We start from the raw sequence: 18162 nt of genomic DNA, 5'->3' as shown, positions 1-18162 counted from the left end.
GAAAGCTGTTCTACCGATCGGGAGAAGGGCGCATCGTGCCGGCAATTGTGGAGAAAACCGTGGGGGCCACGGGATGAGGATGCACTCGGTGGAGAGCCGGTTCATCGCCATCGTTATCGGTGCGCTCCTCGTGTTCGTGGCGCCGCTTTTCTTTTTTTTCCTCGTCCTGTCGTCGGACCGCGTCGCGCGCGAAAGACTGAAGCACACCGAGGTGCTGATGCAGGCCAACGCCCAGGCGCTAGGCAAGCCGATCTGGGACTTCGACCTCGACAGCATTGCCCAGATCGTGGATACACTGAGGACCGGCGCCAACATAAATTACGTGCAGATCCGCGACACTTCGGGGCTGATCAACATCCGGGATCCCGAAGTCGAGCCGGCACGGGGCGCAATCCAGTCCATCGTGACCGCGGACATCCTTCATCGGACGAATGAGGGCATTCGCAAGGTGGGCACGGCGGAGATCGCGATTGCGCGGGATGGACCGTTTTCGCGGTTCTCCACGGACGAACTGGCTCTTTTCTCGATCTTCCTCTTCGCCGTCGGCACGCTCTTCACCGCAGCGATCATCGGCAACCGCATCACCATCATTCGGCCACTGATGCGCCTGACCGCCGCGATCGAAGCGACACGCAGGCTGGGCTCGCGCCATCACGTTGACTGGACGTCGAACGACGAAATGGGCCATCTCGCCCACAACTTCAACGAGATGCAGAGCAGGCTGGAGCAGGAAGAGAACGAGCTGAAGCTGGCGCACGCCCGCACCACCGAGATCTACAACAAGACGCCGGCAATGCTCTTTTCCACCGACCGGGACAATTCCATCACGGCGGTCAGCGACTATTGGCTCGTTGCCACCGGTTACAGCCGCGATGCGGTCATCGGCCATAGCTTCACCAAGTTCGTGGATGCCGCCGATCACCTGATCTACCGCGACCGGCACCAGACTGGACCGAGCAGCAAGGGGATTTGCGAAGTGACGGTGCGCTTCCATCGTGCCGATGCAACGGTGATGGACGTGCTCGTGCTCGAGACGGGACTGGCGATGGTCGACGCCGGCGCCGAAACCACCCTGTCGGTGATGACGGACGTGACCGATCTGAAGGAGGCGGAAAGCCGCAACCTCCGCCAGGCGATCACCGATCATCTCACCGGCCTTCTCAACCGCCAGGGCTTCGAGTCCGTGCTCGGCGAACTGATCCACAAGGCCGAGACCGAAGACCAGAACCTTGCCTGCCTGTTCCTCGATCTGGATCGGTTCAAGTGGATCAACGACAATCTGGGTCACGCCGTCGGCGACGAAGTCCTGTGCCAGGTGGCAAACCGGCTGCGCGACCAGTTGCGGTTCAACGACGTCGTGGCAAGGCTGGGCGGCGACGAATTCGCCGTCCTTCTGCTCTCCCCGGAAGCGGCACAACTGGCCGTGGACGTTGGCAGCCGGCTGTGTACCGCATTGAAAGAGCCCATTTTCGTAAAGGGCAGTCGGCTGAACGTCAGCGCCAGCATCGGCATCGCAGTCTACCCGGATCACGCTGCGACAGCGGCGGACCTGCTCCAAAAGTCCGACATGGCAATGTACGCACGAAAGCGCGGCGGCAAGAACGGAACGCAAGTGTACCACGACGACATCGTCGACATCGCCCGCCGGCGCCTCGAAATCGAGCAACGCATCGAAGAGGGCCTCCGCGAGAATAGGTTCGATGCCTATCTCCAGCCGATTGTCAGCCTGAGTGACGGCCGTATCGCCGGATTTGAGGCACTCATGCGCCTTTGCCACCCGCAGGATGGTATTCTCTCACCCAACGAGATCATCGGCGTGGCAGAGGAAAACGGGGCTATCGGAAAGATCGGTGACGTCATACTGGAAAAGGCGGTCCGCGATCTGGCGGCCATTTCGGCTATTGACGGAATGGCCAACAGCTATCTGGCGGTGAACTTCTCTCCCCTGCAGTTCGACGCAACCCTGCCGAACCGGCTCGCCGCACTCCTGCTGGGTTGCGGCGTGACACCATCGCGCATCGTTATCGAGATCACCGAAGCGGTGCTGATGCTCGACAATCCCGTGATACGCCAGACCCTGGACGCACTAACGGAATTGGGATGCAGGATTGCGCTGGATGACTTCGGTACGGGTTATTCCTCGATGAGTTACCTCAACCGCTTCCCGGTAGATATCGTGAAGGTCGACCAATCCTTTATTCGCTCGCTCGGTAGCGACCAGCAGAAGATCAGCGCAAAGAGCCGAACCCTGATCGAAGGCATCCGGATGATCTCGCATCAGATGGGTTGCGTCGTCGTTGCCGAAGGGATCGAAACCGAGAACGAACGGCAGGTGCTCGAAGAGATGGGGATCGACCTTGGTCAAGGCTATCTCTTCAGCGAGCCGCTGCCATTTGCCGAGTTGATGCGGGCGCTGGAGAACATCTCGGAGCGAACACGAGGGAAACAATCCGCGGGCCGCTGATCATTTGCGAACGGAAATGGGAATTGGGAATGATGTCGATAAAAAAGCTTGCAGGCTCGTTGGCCCTCGCCGCTCTCTTGTCACAGCCCGTTAAGGCGGGCGACATCACGTTCGTCACCGAGGAGTATGCCCCTTTCAGTTATTCCGACAGTGGAACGATCAAGGGCGTCGCCGTCGAGCAGGTTCATCAGATTGCCGTGGCGGCCGGCCTCTCCTACCGGATCGAAATCATGCCGTGGGCGCGCGCGGTTGTCTTGGCGGAACGCCGCCAGGACCATTGCGTCTTCACCACCGGTCACAACCGGGCGCGCGACAAGAGGTTCCGCTGGGTCGAGCCGCTGCTGAAGGATCAGATGGTCATGGTGAGACGCAAGGGAAGCGATGTCGCGATCACGGCGCCGAGCGATATCCACACGTTGCGGGTGGGTGCTCAACGCGGCGATTTCGCCGTTGAAGCACTTCAAGAGCATGGCTTTTCGAATATTGATCTCGCCGCAGACATATCGGTCTCGCTCGGCAAGCTGAAGAGTGGACGCATCGATCTGATGCCAACCTCCGTCAAGACCTATGAAAAGATGCTGGAGGACGGACAGCCAGTCGAAAAGGCGATGCTGCTCGATGGACAGATTTACGGCATCGCCTGCCACAGGGCCATGCCGCTGGACACCGTCGCGGCCATGCAAAAGGCGCTCGACGAACTGATCACCAGCGGCAAACAGGACGCAATTTTTGCAGCCTACGGCCTGCCGCCGGATACGCGCGCCGCTGCGCGCTGATCGTCAGATCGGCAATAAGGGTTGACATCGCCCGCGATTGGCTGTGGGACAAACTAAAGAACACAAGCCACGACGCGAGCGCTTCCCATGCTGATCATCGCAGGCCTCGGCAATCCCGGACCGAAGTATGCCGCCAACCGCCACAACATCGGCTACATGGCGGTGGACGCCATTCACCGCAAGAACCCCTTCTCGCCCTGGTCGAAGAAGTTCAAGGGGGAAATCTCCGAAGGCGAACTCGGCGGGGAGAAGGTGCTGCTCATCAAGCCGCAGACCTTCATGAACCTCTCCGGCGAATCCGTCGGCGATGCGATGCGCTTCTACAAGCTTGCGCCGAATGACATCGTCGCGATCTACGACGAACTCGACCTTGCCCCCGGCAAGGCGCGCATCAAGGTGGGCGGCGGCCATGGCGGCCACAACGGGGTGAAGTCGCTCGATGCCCATTGCGGCAAGGACTACCGACGCCTGCGGCTCGGCATCGGCCATCCGGGCGTCAAGGAATTGGTGCACAACCACGTTCTCGGCGACTTCGCCAAGGCGGACCATACCTGGCTCGATCCGCTGCTCGACGAACTGGGGCTCAATGCCGACATGCTGGTGCGGGGCGAGGATTCGCAGCTGATGAACAAGCTGGCGCTCGCCGTCGGCGGCACGGCGGAAGACAAGCCGAAGGCGGAAAAGAAACCGGGCGGCCAGTCGCATATCCGCGCCGCCCGCAACCATGCCCAGCCGAAGGCGCTGCCGGCGAGCGGGCCAATGGCGGCGATGCTGAAGAAACTGTTGGGCAAGGCAGACTAATTCTCGCCAAACAGGCGAAGTACATAGCGTCTGACCGGGCGCTTAGGTTGCCTCTACTCTTCCGGCTCAGTCGTGAACAGCAGGGGAAAGCCCGCCTCCTTCGCCAGATCCACCGCCTCCGTGGCCTTGGTTTCGGCGATATCGCGGGCGCAGACCACCACGACACAGGTGCCCATCTTGTGGGCCGTCATCATGACACGGTAACCGGTCTCCTCCGTCATGCGGAAGACGGCGCGCAGGACGAGGATGACGAACTCACGCGGCGTGTAGTCATCGTTGATGAGAATGACCTTGTAGAGCCGCGGGCGCTGCAGCTTCGTCGCCGTTTTTGGGCTGACTGCGGTATCCTTGTTGCTCATCGGAGGGTCCTCTCCTGATGATCGTGCCGTCATTCCATGACCTGGCAAAACCATCTTGCTACGCGAACTCCGAAGCGGCAAGTGCGCGGGCGGTCTCCTTTGGTTCGGGGTAGCAGCACGTCCCCTGCCGGATGCTTTCCAAGCCCGCAGGCTTGACCATCCCTCGCCCTTCCCCCATAGCGAAGGCAAAGATTTCCAAGACACGGACGGACCATTCCATGGGTTTCAAATGCGGTATCGTCGGGCTGCCCAATGTCGGCAAGTCCACCCTCTTCAACGCGCTGACGAAGACGGCCGCCGCACAGGCGGCGAACTATCCCTTCTGCACGATCGAGCCGAACACCGGCGAAGTCGCCGTGCCCGACCCGCGCATGCAGAAGCTCGCCGAGATCGCGGGCTCCAAGGAAATCATCCCGACGCGCATCTCCTTCGTCGACATCGCCGGCCTCGTGCGCGGCGCCTCAAAGGGTGAAGGCCTCGGTAACAAGTTCCTCGCGAACATCCGCGAAGTCGACGCGGTCGTGCATGTGCTGCGTTGCTTCGAGGACGATGACATCACCCACGTCGAGGGCCGCATCAATCCGGTTGGCGACGCCGACACGATCGAGACCGAGCTGATGCTCGCCGACCTCGAAAGCCTCGAGCGCCGCGTCGAGCAGACCCGCAAGCGCGCCACCGGCAAAGACAAGGAGTCCATCGCCCAACTGCCGGTCATGGAAGCCGTGATCAAGCTCTTGAACGAGGGCAAGCCGGCCCGCCTCCTCCTCAAGACCCTGGCACCGGAAGAGATCGAAGTCCTGAAGGGCCTCAACCTTCTGACGTCGCATCCGGTTCTCTATGTCTGCAACGTCTCGGAGGCCGACGCCTCGACCGGCAACACGCACACCGAAGCCGTCGCCGCCATGGCCAAGGAACAGGGCGCCGAATGCGTCATCATCTCGGCTGCGATCGAATCCGAAGTCGCCCAGCTTCCGGAAGAAGAAGCGGCAGAATTCCTGTCGGCGCTCGGCCTTGCGGAAGCGGGCCTCGATCGCCTGATCCGCGCCGGCTACCACCTGCTCGACCTCATCACCTATTTCACCGTTGGCCCGAAGGAAACGCGCGCCTGGACCATCGTGCGCGGCACCAAGGCGCCGCAGGCGGCCGGCGTCATCCATACCGATTTCGAACGCGGCTTCATCCGAGCCTTCACCATCTCCTTTGACGACTACATCGCCTACAAGGGCGAAGTCGGCGCCAAGGAAGCGGGCAAGGGCCGCGACGAAGGCAAGGAATACGTCGTCCAGGACGGCGACGTCATCCACTTCCGCTTCAACACGTAATGCATGCCGCCTGAGTGACGGATTCGGGAATAAGAAAGTGACTGAATGGCGCGAAATCCGTTTCGCGCCATTTGCTTTAGGATCAGGCGCTTGCGCGTCGTCAATGAACGGCGTGCAACTTTTCGGCAACGGCAGGCGGGATATGGCGCATGACGAGACGCCGCAGCGCCTGCCAGAAGATGCCGATGCCGAGCACGACGATACCCACGGCCAGGATCGTCACATAGACATAGATCGACGCCGCGAAGTCGTTCTGGCCGAGCAGCGTCCAGACCGCAAAGCCGAGCGAAAGAAGCCCCGACGTCACGAAGGCGCGCCGGTCGATCACAAGTCCGATCAGCATGAAAACCGCCACGATCGCGATGACCATCGCAGCGTGAATGTAGGATGTGTCCTTGGTCCACCAGTCGCCCGACAGGTTGCCGAGAAAGACAAAGGCCAGCATCGCATAGAGAAGGATTGGCGCGGCCCCAAGGTGCAGCCAGAATGCGATATCGGAGCGGCGGGTCAGCCGTTGCGGATCGGCGAGATCATAGCGCATGGCCACGGCAAAAAGACCGAGTGCAGCAACAAAGAAGATCAGCGCCGAAAGCAGCCTGTGATCGGCGATGAACTGCTCCGCCCCCATCAGGCGGCCAAGAAGCGTGAAAACCACCAGGACCGCCAGCCCGAAAAGCGAGATCAAGGCCAGCGCCAGTGCTAGCGGCACGCGATAGCGCCAGTAATAGAGACCGAGCAGAACGGGATAGCTTGCGATGAAGGCGCACCAATAGGACACGCCGCCATTCCAGCCCGGAACCAACGACTCCAGTCCAGCGGCGATCAGATAGCCTGCCCCCTGGACAAAAGCGATGGTGAGCACAAAGGCCGGAAGCGCCAGTCGCTGCCGACGTACCAGCACCTCGCTCAGCAAAATGACTGCGGGAATGAGCGCAAAAAGGCTCGCAACGCCCGAGAGGCCGACGAGTGCCACGACAACGCCGATGGTGATCAGCACGTCGTGGAAACCGCGCACGAACCGTGGCGCCTCCGTGTCCTCGAGATCGGCGGGAGGATCGGCGATCGCACCATGGATGGCCCCGGCCCCGGCCCCGGCCCCGGCCCCGGCCCCGGCCCCGAGCGAATTGGCCACGTAGGTCCCGTTTGCCAGCAGGTACGCTTCAAGCGGCTCAACATGGCTTTCGGTGATGATGCCACGTTGAGCTGCGCGCCGCAGCGTGTCTTCGAGTTCGGTCATAAGCTGCTTTCCGAGCATGTTGAAAACCGTTCGATCCGGCAAATATCAGGAACCGAAGCGGACGTGTTCTGCTATCCATAGCGTGCACAAGGAGATAGCGCGATGCTCTGTTTCGAAGATTTTCCGGTCGGCCGACGGTTCAACTTTCCCGTACGGCAGGTGACGGCGGAAGAGATCGTCGCCTTTGCCGGCGAGTTCGACCCGCAGCCGATGCACGTCGACGAGGCTGCAGGCAGGGCCAGCATCCTCGGCGGCCTGTCGGCATCCGGCTGGCATACCAGCGCAATCATGATGCGCATGCTCTGCGACAGCTATATCGGTCGGACCGCCGCGGAGGGTTCCCCGGGCGTCGACAGCATGGAGTGGCGGAAGCCGGTTCTGGCCGGAGACACGCTTTCAGGACATGTCACGGTCACCGAGGCGCGCCTGTCGCGTTCGCGGCCCGAGATCGGCATCGTCCGCTTCGTGGCGGAGGTGACGAACCAGCGCGGTGAGACGGTCGCCGTCTGCGACTATGCCAACATGATCCGCGTCGAGGCAGAGGAAACGGTGCATGCGCCTGGCTGAGCTTTATCCCGCCAACGAGAAGATCAACCTCGGCTCCCATCACTTCGACGCTGACGCGATCATCCGCTATGCCCGGCAGTTCGACCCGCAACCGTTCCATGTCGATGCTGATGCGGCCAGGCACTCGCTGTTCGGCGGGCTTTGCGCCTCCGGCTGGCACACCTGCGCGGGCTGGATGAAGACCTTCGTGGCGTTCTGGAGCGCCGAATACATTCGATCGAAGACGGCGGGCATCGCTCCGCCGGAACTCGGGCCGTCCACCGGTTTCCGCAAGTTGCGCTGGTTTCGGCCGGTCTTTGCCGGCGACACGATCACCTATTCGGTGACGCTGCTCACGTCGCGGCCACTGGCCTCACGCCCCGGACGCCTGATCAACACGATCCTCTGCGAAGGGAAAAACCAGCACGGCGAACCGGTCGTCAGCTTCGAGAGCACCGTGCTGGAATTCGTCTGAGCTCAACATCGCCCGAACCACGACCAATTTGGTCCGTCATGCCGGACCTGATCCGGCATCCAGCGCGCTCAAGTCCTTGAGCGCAAAAGACTCCTTCGCGCCGCAGACGCGGCTCTGCTGGATCCCGGCTCAAGGCCGGGATGACGGAATGAGGACGCTGACCACAAGCCTAAGTTTTCCAGCGAGCTGAAGCGACGCACGTCCCCCTCAATGCCCCTCATAGGCGACGAGCGTGCGAACCTCGACGCCGAGATCCTCGAGCTTCATCCGGCCACCGAGGTCCGGCAGGTCGATAACGAAGCAGGCAGCAACGATGTCGGCGCCGAGCTGGCGCAGCAGATTGACCGCCGCAACCGCCGTGCCGCCGGTGGCGATCAGGTCGTCGACCAGGATCACCTTGTCGCCCGGCTTCAGCGCATCCTTGTGCACTTCCATCTCGTCCACGCCATATTCGAGACTATAGGCGATGCGCACGGTTTCGCGCGGCAGCTTGCCCTTCTTGCGGATCGGAATGAAGCCGCTCGACAACTGGTGCGCCATGGCACCGCCGAGAATGAAGCCACGCGCCTCGACGCCAGCCACCTGCGCGACACCCATACCCGCGTAGGGATGGACCAATTCGTCGACGGCGCGCCGGAACGCACGGGGATTGCCCAGCAGCGTCGTGATATCGCGGAAGATAATTCCCGGCTTCGGATAGTCCGGAATGTTGCGGATCGCCGCGATCAATTCGTCGTGGAGCGTGTTCATGTGCAGGTTCCGTATGGCGGATCAGGAAAAGAGATGGGCAACGGTTGCCGAATGCAAGGGATAATCGTCAGCGCATGAAAAAAGGCGGCACGGGGCCGCCTTCTTTACGTTTCGGTGGAACCGCTCAGTGTTCCTTGTTCGCGTAGACCGACTTCTTCGTCAGGTAGATCAGGCCGGTGAAGATCGCCAGGAAGACCATGACCATGAAGCCCATGCGCTTGCGTGCCTCCAGGTGCGGTTCCGCAGCCCACATCAGGAACGCCGAGACGTCGTGTGAGTACTGGTCAACCGTCTGCGGCGAACCGTCGTCATAGGTGACCTGGTCGTCGGAGAGCGGGCTGGCCATGGCGAGCGTGGCCGAGTTGGCGAAGTACGGGTTGTAGTGTGTGCCTTCGGCGACATCGACGCCTTCCGGCGGATCCTGGTAACCGGTCAGCAGCGAGTAGATGTAGTCCGGCCCGCCTTCCTGGTACTGGGTGAAGATGTCGATGACGAACTGCGGGAAGCCGCGGGTGATGCCGCGGGCCTTCGCGATCAGCGAGAAGTCCGGCGGTGCCGCACCGTTGTTGGCAGCCGCAGCCGCCTCATGGTTCGGGAACGGCGACGGGAAGTAGTCGGATGCCACGGCCTTGCGGGTGAACATCTCACCGTCGGCGTTGGGGCCATCCTGGACTTCGTAGTTCGCGGCGAACGCCTTGACCTGAGCTTCCGAGTAACCGAGGTCCTCCAGCGTGCGGAAGGCGACCAGGTTCATCGAGTGACAGGCGGCACAGACTTCGGTGTAGACCTTCAGGCCGCGCTGCAGCTGGCCCCTGTCGTACTTGCCGAAGGGACCGGCGAAGGACCAGTCCTGTTCGCGCGGCTTGTTGATCGGATAGTGCGGCGTGGCATGCTCTGCCGCCGCACCGCCAGCCGCGGCATGGTCCTCCTGTGCGGTGGCGATCGATACACCGAGGCCGGCGACGACTGCGAGCGACAGAATGCTTGCAAGAAGCTTTTTCATTTTGTTCGGTTCCTTTCGTCGCGTCGCGATCACGCCTTGGCCAGCTTTGCGTTGGCGTTCTTCTGTTCCAGAACCGCTTCCGTGATGGAGTTCGGAATGCGCTTCGGGGTCTCGATCAGGCCGAGAACCGGCATGATGACGAGGAAGAAACCGAAGTAGTAGAGCGTGCCGAGCTGCGAAAGGATGACGTAGATGCCTTCTGCGGGCATGGCGCCGAGCCAACCGAGCATGATGGAGTTGGCGACGAAGAGCCAGAAGAACAGCTTGTACCACGGACGGTAGACGGCCGAACGGACCTTCGAGGTGTCGAGCCAGGGCAGGAAGAACAGGATGATGATCGAGCCGAACATCACCAGAACGCCGCCAAGTTTGGAGTCGATCGGGCCGACGTTGAAGGTGATGGCGCGCAACATCGCGTAGAACGGCAGGTAGTACCATTCCGGAACGATGTGAGCCGGGGTTTTCAGCGGATCAGCCGGGATGTAGTTGTCCGGGTGACCGAGGAAGTTCGGCATGTAGAAGATGAACCAGGCAAAGACGATCAGGAAGACCGAGACGCCGAACGCGTCCTTCATCGTCGCATAGGGTGTGAAGGGAACGGTGTCGGTCTTGGACTTCACCTCGACGCCGGTCGGGTTCGTCTGGCCGGTGACGTGCAGCGCCCAGACGTGCAGGACGACGACGCCGGCAATCATGAAGGGCAGCAGGTAGTGCAGCGAGAAGAAGCGGTTCAGCGTCGGCTGGTCGACGGCGAAGCCGCCAAGCAGGAACTGCTGGATCCACTCGCCCACCAGCGGGAAGGCCGAGAAGAAGCCGGTGATAACGGTCGCGCCCCAGAAGGACATCTGACCCCAGGGCAGAACGTAGCCCATGAAGCCGGTCGCCATCATCAGGAGGTAGATGACCACGCCGAGAATCCAGAGGATTTCGCGCGGCGCCTTGTAGGAGCCGTAGTAGAGGCCACGGGCGATGTGCAGATAGACTGCGATGAAGAAGAACGACGCACCATTGGCGTGCATGTAGCGCAACAGCCAACCGTTGTTGACGTCGCGCATGATCTTCTCGACCGAGGTGAAGGCCTCGCCGGTGCTGGCGACATAATGCATCGCGAGCACGATACCGGTGAGGATCTGCGCAATCAGCATCACCGACAGCATCGCACCGAAGGTGTAGCTGTAGTTCAGGTTGCGCGGCACCGGATAGGAAACAAAGCTGTCATGGATCATGCGCGGCAGCGGCAGGCGCGAGTCAACCCATTTTTCGATGCCGGTCGTCGGCTGGTAGGTGGAGTGTTCAGCACTCATAATCAGTATTCCCCCTCAACCGATCTTGATGACTGTGTCTGAAACGAAGGCGAAGGTCGGCACGTGGAGGTTCTCCGGCGCCGGACCTTTGCGGATGCGGCCGGCCGTGTCGTAGTGCGAACCGTGGCAGGGACAGAACCAGCCGCCGAAATCGCCGGCCTGGCCGAGCGGCACGCAGCCGAGATGGGTGCAGGAACCGATCATCACGATCCAGTTTTCCTTGCCCTCGCCGGCGGAACGCTCAAGGTCGGTGGCTTCTGCATCGGCCGGAACGTTCGCGTTGCGCGCGTTCAGATCCTTCAGATCGCCGAGCGGAACAGCCTTGGCCTCTTCCACTTCCTTGTCGGTGCGGTTGCGGATGAAGATCGGCTTGCCGCGCCACTTCGCCGTCAGCGACATGCCCGGCTCGAGGCTCGAAACATCGACCTCGATCGATGCAAGCGCAAGCGTCGAAGCATCCGGACGCATCTGGTCGATAAACGGCCAGGCGAGCGCGGCCGCACCGACCACGCCGGCCATCCCCGTCGTAATGTAAAGAAAATCGCGGCGCGTGGGTTCGCCCGCGGTCCCGCTTGTTGTGTCGTGTTCGCTCACGGCCTGACCATCCTCTCACGCAAAGTCTGCGGTTACCGCACTGACCTCATGGTTACCGAGAATCCGGACACAATGCGGCCATAGATTCCCCGCCAATCGGGCGCGTTCTAAGCTCGAACGCAAGTTATGTCCAGCCTTGGCAAGCGCAGGTGGGCACATTGTCGCGGGAAAAGCCAGTGCAGTGATTTCATTGCCGAAGCCGACATCCCGCACCTTGCGGGGCAGCGGACGACCGCGGAACGGTCTCCATTGCGTTTCGTCTATTCCGCGGCTTGATCCCGCGCAAGGAATCCGCCCGATTGACGCGCCCAGAGTTCGGCGTAGAGGCCACGCCGAGCCACGAGCTCGATATGCGTTCCCTGCTCGACGATCCGGCCACGGTCCATCACGACGAGACGGTCGAGTGCAGCGATCGTGGAGAGGCGGTGCGCGATGGCAAGAACGGTCTTTCCGCGCATCAGCTTCTCAAGGTTCGACTGGATGGCGGCCTCTACCTCCGAGTCGAGTGCGGAGGTCGCCTCGTCGAGCACCAGGATGGGCGCATCCTTCAGCATCACCCGCGCGATGGCAATCCGCTGGCGCTGGCCACCCGAGAGCTTCACACCGCGCTCGCCGACATGCGCATCGAAGCCCTTGCGGCCGCGCTGGTCTTCGATGCGCTGGATGAACTCGTTGGCCTCGGCGCGGCCGGCGGCGGCGATCACCTCGGCCTCGCTCGCATCCACCTTGCCGAACAGGATGTTGTCCCGGATCGAACGGTGCAGAAGCGCGGTATCCTGGCTCACCATGCCGATGTTGGCGCGCAGGCTTTCCTGTGTCACCCCGGCAATCTCCTGCCCCCCGACAAGGATGCGGCCACCCTCCAGGTCGTAGAAGCGCAGCAGCAGGTTGACGAGCGTCGACTTACCCGCCCCCGAACGGCCGACGATGCCCACTTTCTCGCCGGGGCGGATGGTCAGCGAAAGATTGTCGATCACCCCTGACGGACGTCCATAGTGGAAGCGGATGTTCTCGAAGCGAATTTCCGGCCGCGTCATCACAAGGGGCCGGGCGTCCGGCCGGTCAACAAGGCCGATCGGCTGCGAAATCAGCTCGGCGGAATTCTGGATCGTGCCGATGTTGCGCATGATGCTGTTGAGCTGGGTCATCAGGCGGTTGAGCAGGAAATTGAGCCGCAGGACGAGCGCCATGGTAAAGGCGACCGCGCCCGCGCTTATCATCGAGGAGAGCCACAGGTGGATGCACAAGACGGCCATGCTGACGATCATGATCCCCGAAAGCAGGCCCAGGGACGCGCGAACCCCCGTCAAGAAGCGCGTGAAGCGCAGGATCGTCGCCTGATAGGTCTCAAAGCCCTGCAACATGTAGCGATCGTTGACGTCGTCGCGACCGAACAGCTTCAGCGTCTGGATGTTCGAATAGGCGTCGACCATGCGGCCGTTCAGCATGGACGCCGCTTCTGCGGATTCCTTGGAATGGTAGCGGATGCGCGGCACGAAGAACCGCGCCAGCAGCGCGAAGACGCTGATCCAGACGCAGACGACGGCGGCCAGCCAAAGATCGAGGCCGCCGATCAACACCAGCGTCGAGGCGGCATAGATCATCACGAACCAGATGCTTTCCATGAAGGAAGTGATGACGTCGCCCGTCGCCTGCCCGGATGACCAGACCTTGGTGACGATGCGTCCGGAGAAGTCGTTCTGGAAGAAGGAAAGCGACTGGCGCGCGACATGCGCGTAGGACTGCCAGCGAACGAGATTGTAAAAGCCGGGCGTGATGACCTGCTGATCAAACAGCGCCATCAGGAAGGTAACGCCGAAGCGGACGATGCCGATGAGAAGCAGCATCGCCAGAAGCTCATAGCCATGACCGGCAATCAGTCCGGACCAGCCATCGGCCGGCTTCACCGTGCCCAGGATGTCGACTAGCCGGCCGACGAACCAGAAGGTCGCCGCCTCGATCGCCGCCGTCAACCCGCCAAGGATCATCAAGGCGACGAACGGTCCCGGCGCCTGGCGGACGTAAAACCAGATGAAGGCGATCAGGCCGGCGGGCGGGCGCAAATCCTCGGTGCGAGCAAACGGCTTTATCCAGTTCTCGAAATGGGAAAAGATCGCGCGCAGAACCATGGGCAAGATATAGGCCGATTCCCGAGGGCAGCAAATTAAAGTTCGGACAGGAGCCTGCCCGCCATTTGGCGGACAGGTCCGTTTCACTCACTCTGCCGCGGCTTCCGCCTTCTCGTCGTCGGCAATGAAGCCACCGGACTGGCGGTTCCAGAGGTCGGCGTAGATGCCTCCGCGGGCGACGAGTTCGGCATGGGTGCCCATCTCGTGGATATGGCCCTTGTCGAGGACGACCAGGCGGTCCATCTCCGTCAGCGTCGACAACCGGTGGGCAATCGCGATCACCGTCTTGCCTTCCATCAGCGCGAACAGGTTCTCCTGGATCGCCGCCTCGACCTCGGAGTCGAGCGCCGAGGTCGCCTCGTCGAGGATCAGGATCGGCGCATCCTTGAGGAAAACGCGCGCGATCGCGATACGCTGGCGCTGGCCGCCGGAGAGCTTGACGCCGCGCTCGCCGACCTGCGCATCGAGGCCGCTGCGGCCCTGCTGGTCGACGAGGTCGTCGATGAAGCTCCAGGCATTGGCGCGTTTGGCCGCCTCGATGATCTCCGCGTCCGTCGCCTCCGGCCGACCGTAGGCGATGTTGTCGCGGATCGATCGGTGCAGCAGCGAGGTGTCCTGCGTCACCACGCCGATCTTGCTGCGCAGGCTGTCCTGCGTGACCTCGGCGATGTCCTGGCCGTCGACGGTGATGCGGCCCTTCTCCAGGTCGTAGAAGCGCAGCAGCACGTTCATCATCGTCGTCTTGCCGGCGCCGGAGCGGCCGACGAGACCGATCTTCTCGCCCGCCTTGATCGACAGCGACAGGTCTTCGATCACGCCCTTGCTCTTGCCGTAATGGAAGCCGACGCGGTCGAACTCGATCGCGCCCTTCCTTGCGGCAAGCGGCGGCGCCTGCGGACTGTCGGTAATGTCGTGCGCCTTCGTCATCATGCCCATGCCGTCATAGACGGTGCCGATGTTCTCGAACAGCGCGGTCACTTCCCACATCACCCACTGCGACATGCCGTTGATGCGCATGGCGAGCCCGACGGCGACCGCCACGGCGCCGACCGTCACATCGCCCGACATCCAGAAATAGATGCCGATGGCCGCAGTGAAGAACATCGTGATGACGTTGTTGACATCGATCAGGATGTTGAACCGCGTGATGAGGCGCATCTGCTTGTGGACCGTCTGCAGGAACTCGTCCATGCCCTCGCGGGCATAGGTTTCCTCGCGGCCGGCATGCGAGAAGAGCTTCACGGTCGCAATGTTCGTATAGCTGTCGACGATCCGGCCCGTCATCATCGAGCGCGCATCCGCTTGTTCGCGCGAAATCACCATGAGCTTCGGCACGAAATAGCGCAGGATGCTGACATAGATGACGAACCACAGAAGCAGCGGCACGACCAGACGCGGGTCGGCCGAGGCGATGATCGCGATCATCGAGACGAAGTAGCTCACCACGTAGATGAAGACGTCGATGATCTTCATGACGGTCTCGCGCACGGCGAGCGCCGTCTGCATCACCTTCGTCGAGACGCGACCGGCGAACTCGTTGGCGAAGAAGGTCATGCTCTGGCGGATGAGGTAGCGGTGCATCTGCCAACGGGCGATCATCGGGAAATTGCCCGCAAGCGCCTGATGCATCGTCATCGTGTGCAGCGCGCCGAAGCCCGGAATGAGAACGAGCAGCAGCACGGCCATCCAGACCAACGTGCCGCCCTCGCGGGCAAGGAACGTGCTCGGATCACCAGCCGAGAGCCAGTCGACGATATTGCCGAGGAACCGGAACAGCAGTACTTCCGCGATGCCGAGCACCATGGAGCAGAAGCCGAGCAGCACCAGCCACGGCGCAGCCGGCCGCGTGTAGTGCCAGAGGAAGGCAAGAATTCCCTTCGGCGGGAGCGTCGGCTCCTCGGAGGGATAAGGATTCAGTCTGCGTTCGAACCAGCCGAACATGGTGGTCTTCTCCGAAATCTGCCCGGGGTCACGTGGTACGGCTTTCGCAGGAGCGTAGGCCTGACAGGGGATGCCCGGGAGACCGCGAGGCGAGCGACGGGGCCACCCACGGTCGATTGAAAATTCAAGTTTGAAAGAGCGCCGAGCGCCTAGGCGAGACGGTAAGTGATGCCGTCAAGGAGGCGTTGTCGATATGCTGTGTCCATATGGATGCCTCCCTGTTCTCGCGTTGAAGATGAGCCTTGTTACCGTGAAATGCGACATTTTGCCAGAGGAAACCGTCGGAAATCGCGCCATTGCCGGTCGCTGTTGCCGGATCGGCACAACCTGGCCGTTCCACTGCCGGCCGCAATGGCGTCGGACCGGCTCGTGCGTGATGGCTCCGCCGCGGCCCCGACCTGCGCATGGCACAGGCCGGATTTCGATTCCGATGCGAGGGTTTATGCGCTAAGGCGAAAGCCATGTCGCAACTCCGCATCGCCCTCTACCAGCCCGACATCGCCGGCAATACCGGCACGATCCTGAGGCTCGCCGCCTGCCTCGGGCTCGGCGTCGACATCATCGAACCCGCCGGCTTCGACATCTCCGACCGCAGCCTCAGGCGCGCCGGCATGGACTATCTCGCCGCCGTCACGCTGACCCGACACGTCACTTGGGAGCGGTTCGCGGAATGGCGCGAGGCCAGCGGCCGGCGGCTCGTCCTCGCCTCGACCAGGGCCGCAACACCCTATGTCGACATCGCCTACCAGCCGGACGATATCCTGCTGTTCGGCCGGGAAAGCGCCGGGGTTCCGGACCACGTGCACGAAAGTGCGGATGCCCGCGTGCTGATCCCCATGGTCGAGGGACAGCGCTCCATCAACGTCGCCATGTCGGCGGCAATGATCGCCGGGGAGGCTTTGCGGCAGACGGGTTTCTGATGCGCCCGAAACCAGCCCGACCAATCCGGCGACGCTGCGGCGCTGTCGTAGACCGTCCCAGCGCACAGCCCGGAGCCCCCTGCCCCAGGGCCGCGCTCGGCAATCGGCTATTCGATCTTGCTGGCAAGCAGCTTGTCGATGCGGCGGCCATCCATGTCCACGACCTCGAACTGCCAGCCCTGGGTCTGGATGACCTCACCCGTGACCGGAAGATGCTGGAGCAGATCGATGATAAGGCCGGCAGCCGTCTGGTAGCTTCGGCTGTCGGACAGCGACAGGCCGAGTTGGTCCGCCATTTCGTCGATCGGCATCGAACCGGGGATCAGCCAGGATCCGTCGGCACGCCGGACGGCATAGTCGTCCTCCTCGCCTTCGCCGATATCGGAGCGGAACACGCCAGCGATGGCCTCCAGCACGTCGGCCGGCGTCAGCACGCCCTCGAAGTGGCCGTACTCGTCGTGGACAAGCAGCATCGGCACGTCGGAAGAGCGCAGCGCTTCGAGCACGCGCATCGCGTCCATGCTGTCGGGAATGACCGGCGCCTGGCGGATGTAAGTGCGAATGTCGAACGGCGCGCCGGACGAGGCCGCAGGCAGAAGCTCCTTCACCTGCAGGATGCCGATGATCGATTCGATGCCGCCGTCGCCGACGGGCAGGCGCGAATGCGGACTTGCGAAAATCTGCTGGCGGATTTCGTTCCGATCGTCGCTGAGGTCGATCCAGTCGACGTCCTTGCGCGGCGTCATCAGACCCCTTGCCTCGCGGTCGGAGAAGCGCATCACGCCGGCGATCATGCTCTGCTCGCCGCTCTCGATGACGCCAGCCGCTTCGGCCTCCGCCATGACGGCCTTGATCTCCTCGTCGGTGACGACGCTCTCCGGTGTTTCGTGCAAGCCGAGCACGCGAAAGATCAGCCGCGTGGAGCCGTCCAGCAACCAGACGAACGGGCCGCCCGCCTTGGAAAGCAGCAACATGGTGGGGGCGACCGCACAGGCAAAGCGCTCCGGATTGCGCAGGGCGACCTGCTTGGGCACGAGTTCGCCGACGACGACCGAAAGATAGGTGATGATCGTGATGACGATGCCGTAGCCGAGCGGTCCGGCGAGCCAGCTCGACACGCTCGCATCGCGCAGGATCTCACCCAGGCGCAGGCCAAGCGCCGCACCCGAGACGGCACCGGCCAGGATGCCGACGAGGGTGATGCCGATCTGTACGGTGGACAGGAATCTGCCGGGATTGTCGGCGAGGCGGATGGCCGCCTCAGCCCCTCGCTTTCCCTGCGCAGCAAGCGTCTTCAGGCGGATTTTTCGCGACGAGACGATGGAGAGTTCGGAAAGGGCAAAGACCCCGTTGATGACGATAAGAACAAATGCAATCGCAAGCTCGAACAAGCGGTGTTCGCCGGACGCATTTCTCGAACCGGCACCTTTCAGCTGTTTCAGATGCGCCGCAAACTACGGGGCAACAGGTCCGCGGTCAATGCAAACCTCGCCGAACCTTTGGGCAAATCTGCAACCATAGATGCCAGGCAGCGGGTAAGT

General features: G+C 62.3%; 16 protein-coding genes. 7 read left to right on the top strand and 9 right to left on the bottom strand.

The window, feature by feature from the left end:
- The first annotated feature begins 79 nt into the window (after positions 1-79).
- The 3 genes from AC1DDS_RS16220 to pth all read left to right on the top strand — a co-directional run bounded on the left by AC1DDS_RS16220 (position 80) and on the right by pth (position 4041).
- Positions 80-2464, top strand: coding sequence for a putative bifunctional diguanylate cyclase/phosphodiesterase (locus AC1DDS_RS16220; RefSeq protein ID WP_477479920.1), 2385 nt, complete (start codon positions 80-82; stop codon positions 2462-2464).
- A gap of 29 nt (positions 2465-2493) precedes the next feature.
- Complete coding sequence (locus AC1DDS_RS16215) at positions 2494-3240, top strand: substrate-binding periplasmic protein (RefSeq protein WP_477479838.1); 747 nt, start codon at positions 2494-2496, stop codon at positions 3238-3240.
- Between the two features lie 87 nt (positions 3241-3327).
- Positions 3328-4041 carry an aminoacyl-tRNA hydrolase gene (pth, locus tag AC1DDS_RS16210; protein WP_477479837.1) on the top strand — a complete coding sequence of 238 codons (714 nt, stop codon included), beginning with the start codon at positions 3328-3330 and terminating at the stop codon, positions 4039-4041.
- Between the two features lie 53 nt (positions 4042-4094).
- Here pth and clpS read toward each other — a convergent pair whose 3' ends face one another.
- Positions 4095-4400, bottom strand: coding sequence for an ATP-dependent Clp protease adapter ClpS (clpS, locus tag AC1DDS_RS16205; RefSeq protein ID WP_310419447.1), 306 nt, complete (start codon positions 4398-4400; stop codon positions 4095-4097).
- Positions 4401-4618: 218 nt separating this feature from the next.
- Between clpS and ychF the strand changes: the two genes are divergently transcribed.
- The gene (gene ychF, locus AC1DDS_RS16200; protein ID WP_477479836.1) at positions 4619-5722 is read left to right on the top strand and encodes a redox-regulated ATPase YchF; all 1104 of its coding nucleotides are present in this window, start codon (positions 4619-4621) and stop codon (positions 5720-5722) included.
- A gap of 100 nt (positions 5723-5822) precedes the next feature.
- On the opposite strand, the gene AC1DDS_RS16195 is transcribed toward ychF, so the two are convergent.
- Positions 5823-6959, bottom strand: a complete 1137-nt coding sequence (locus AC1DDS_RS16195) for a hypothetical protein (RefSeq protein ID WP_477479835.1) — start codon at positions 6957-6959, stop codon at positions 5823-5825.
- 102 nt (positions 6960-7061) lie between these two features.
- Here AC1DDS_RS16195 and AC1DDS_RS16190 point away from each other — a divergent pair, with 102 nt between their 5' ends.
- Positions 7062-7526 (top strand): MaoC family dehydratase, encoded by a 465-nt coding sequence (locus tag AC1DDS_RS16190; RefSeq protein WP_477479834.1) that lies wholly within the window; start codon positions 7062-7064, stop codon positions 7524-7526.
- On the top strand, positions 7513-7980 hold the full coding sequence (locus tag AC1DDS_RS16185; RefSeq protein ID WP_477479833.1) for a MaoC family dehydratase: 468 nt from the start codon (positions 7513-7515) through the stop codon (positions 7978-7980). The genes AC1DDS_RS16190 and AC1DDS_RS16185 overlap by 14 nt, the downstream gene beginning before the upstream one ends.
- A gap of 207 nt (positions 7981-8187) precedes the next feature.
- Here AC1DDS_RS16185 and AC1DDS_RS16180 read toward each other — a convergent pair whose 3' ends face one another.
- The 6 genes from AC1DDS_RS16180 to AC1DDS_RS16155 all read right to left on the bottom strand — a co-directional run bounded on the left by AC1DDS_RS16180 (position 8188) and on the right by AC1DDS_RS16155 (position 15701).
- The gene (locus AC1DDS_RS16180) at positions 8188-8730 is read right to left on the bottom strand and encodes an adenine phosphoribosyltransferase (RefSeq protein ID WP_310419435.1); all 543 of its coding nucleotides are present in this window, start codon (positions 8728-8730) and stop codon (positions 8188-8190) included.
- A gap of 124 nt (positions 8731-8854) precedes the next feature.
- A complete protein-coding gene (locus AC1DDS_RS16175) occupies positions 8855-9733 on the bottom strand; it encodes a cytochrome c1 (RefSeq protein WP_477479832.1) in 879 nt (292 codons plus the stop codon).
- Positions 9734-9762: 29 nt separating this feature from the next.
- Complete coding sequence (locus AC1DDS_RS16170) at positions 9763-11037, bottom strand: cytochrome b (RefSeq protein ID WP_477479831.1); 1275 nt, start codon at positions 11035-11037, stop codon at positions 9763-9765.
- A gap of 15 nt (positions 11038-11052) precedes the next feature.
- A complete protein-coding gene (petA, locus tag AC1DDS_RS16165; RefSeq protein WP_310419427.1) occupies positions 11053-11631 on the bottom strand; it encodes a ubiquinol-cytochrome c reductase iron-sulfur subunit in 579 nt (192 codons plus the stop codon).
- A 260-nt stretch (positions 11632-11891) separates the two neighbouring features.
- Positions 11892-13760: an ABC transporter ATP-binding protein gene (locus AC1DDS_RS16160; RefSeq protein ID WP_477479919.1), complete on the bottom strand. Its 1869-nt coding sequence runs from the start codon at positions 13758-13760 to the stop codon at positions 11892-11894.
- 87 nt (positions 13761-13847) lie between these two features.
- A complete protein-coding gene (locus AC1DDS_RS16155; RefSeq protein WP_477479830.1) occupies positions 13848-15701 on the bottom strand; it encodes an ABC transporter ATP-binding protein in 1854 nt (617 codons plus the stop codon).
- 461 nt (positions 15702-16162) lie between these two features.
- Here AC1DDS_RS16155 and AC1DDS_RS16150 point away from each other — a divergent pair, with 461 nt between their 5' ends.
- Positions 16163-16621 carry a tRNA (cytidine(34)-2'-O)-methyltransferase gene (locus AC1DDS_RS16150; protein ID WP_477479829.1) on the top strand — a complete coding sequence of 153 codons (459 nt, stop codon included), beginning with the start codon at positions 16163-16165 and terminating at the stop codon, positions 16619-16621.
- A 107-nt stretch (positions 16622-16728) separates the two neighbouring features.
- Here the strand turns inward: AC1DDS_RS16150 and AC1DDS_RS16145 are convergent, their stop codons facing one another.
- Positions 16729-18012 carry a hemolysin family protein gene (locus AC1DDS_RS16145; RefSeq protein WP_477479828.1) on the bottom strand — a complete coding sequence of 428 codons (1284 nt, stop codon included), beginning with the start codon at positions 18010-18012 and terminating at the stop codon, positions 16729-16731.
- Between the last annotated feature and the right edge of the window lie 150 nt (positions 18013-18162).

The organism is Mycoplana sp. 10N416, from assembly GCF_056394765.1.
The sequence above is the reverse complement of the archived record's forward strand: the minus strand, read 5'-3'. Positions and strand labels throughout refer to the sequence as shown.

What these genes read in the sequence shown, in the direction of transcription:
- AC1DDS_RS16220 (WP_477479920.1), top strand. Translation starts at nt 80, where the DNA reads ATGCACTCGGTGGAGAGCCGGTTCATCGCCATCGTTATCGGTGCGCTC.
- AC1DDS_RS16160 (WP_477479919.1), bottom strand. Translation starts at nt 13,760, where the DNA reads ATGGTTCTGCGCGCGATCTTTTCCCATTTCGAGAACTGGATAAAGCCG.
- AC1DDS_RS16190 (WP_477479834.1), top strand. Translation starts at nt 7,062, where the DNA reads ATGCTCTGTTTCGAAGATTTTCCGGTCGGCCGACGGTTCAACTTTCCC.
- AC1DDS_RS16150 (WP_477479829.1), top strand. Translation starts at nt 16,163, where the DNA reads ATGTCGCAACTCCGCATCGCCCTCTACCAGCCCGACATCGCCGGCAAT.
- AC1DDS_RS16180 (WP_310419435.1), bottom strand. Translation starts at nt 8,730, where the DNA reads ATGAACACGCTCCACGACGAATTGATCGCGGCGATCCGCAACATTCCG.
- clpS (WP_310419447.1), bottom strand. Translation starts at nt 4,400, where the DNA reads ATGAGCAACAAGGATACCGCAGTCAGCCCAAAAACGGCGACGAAGCTG.
- AC1DDS_RS16185 (WP_477479833.1), top strand. Translation starts at nt 7,513, where the DNA reads ATGCGCCTGGCTGAGCTTTATCCCGCCAACGAGAAGATCAACCTCGGC.
- pth (WP_477479837.1), top strand. Translation starts at nt 3,328, where the DNA reads ATGCTGATCATCGCAGGCCTCGGCAATCCCGGACCGAAGTATGCCGCC.
- AC1DDS_RS16215 (WP_477479838.1), top strand. Translation starts at nt 2,494, where the DNA reads ATGATGTCGATAAAAAAGCTTGCAGGCTCGTTGGCCCTCGCCGCTCTC.
- AC1DDS_RS16175 (WP_477479832.1), bottom strand. Translation starts at nt 9,733, where the DNA reads ATGAAAAAGCTTCTTGCAAGCATTCTGTCGCTCGCAGTCGTCGCCGGC.
- ychF (WP_477479836.1), top strand. Translation starts at nt 4,619, where the DNA reads ATGGGTTTCAAATGCGGTATCGTCGGGCTGCCCAATGTCGGCAAGTCC.
- AC1DDS_RS16155 (WP_477479830.1), bottom strand. Translation starts at nt 15,701, where the DNA reads ATGTTCGGCTGGTTCGAACGCAGACTGAATCCTTATCCCTCCGAGGAG.
- AC1DDS_RS16170 (WP_477479831.1), bottom strand. Translation starts at nt 11,037, where the DNA reads ATGAGTGCTGAACACTCCACCTACCAGCCGACGACCGGCATCGAAAAA.
- AC1DDS_RS16195 (WP_477479835.1), bottom strand. Translation starts at nt 6,959, where the DNA reads ATGACCGAACTCGAAGACACGCTGCGGCGCGCAGCTCAACGTGGCATC.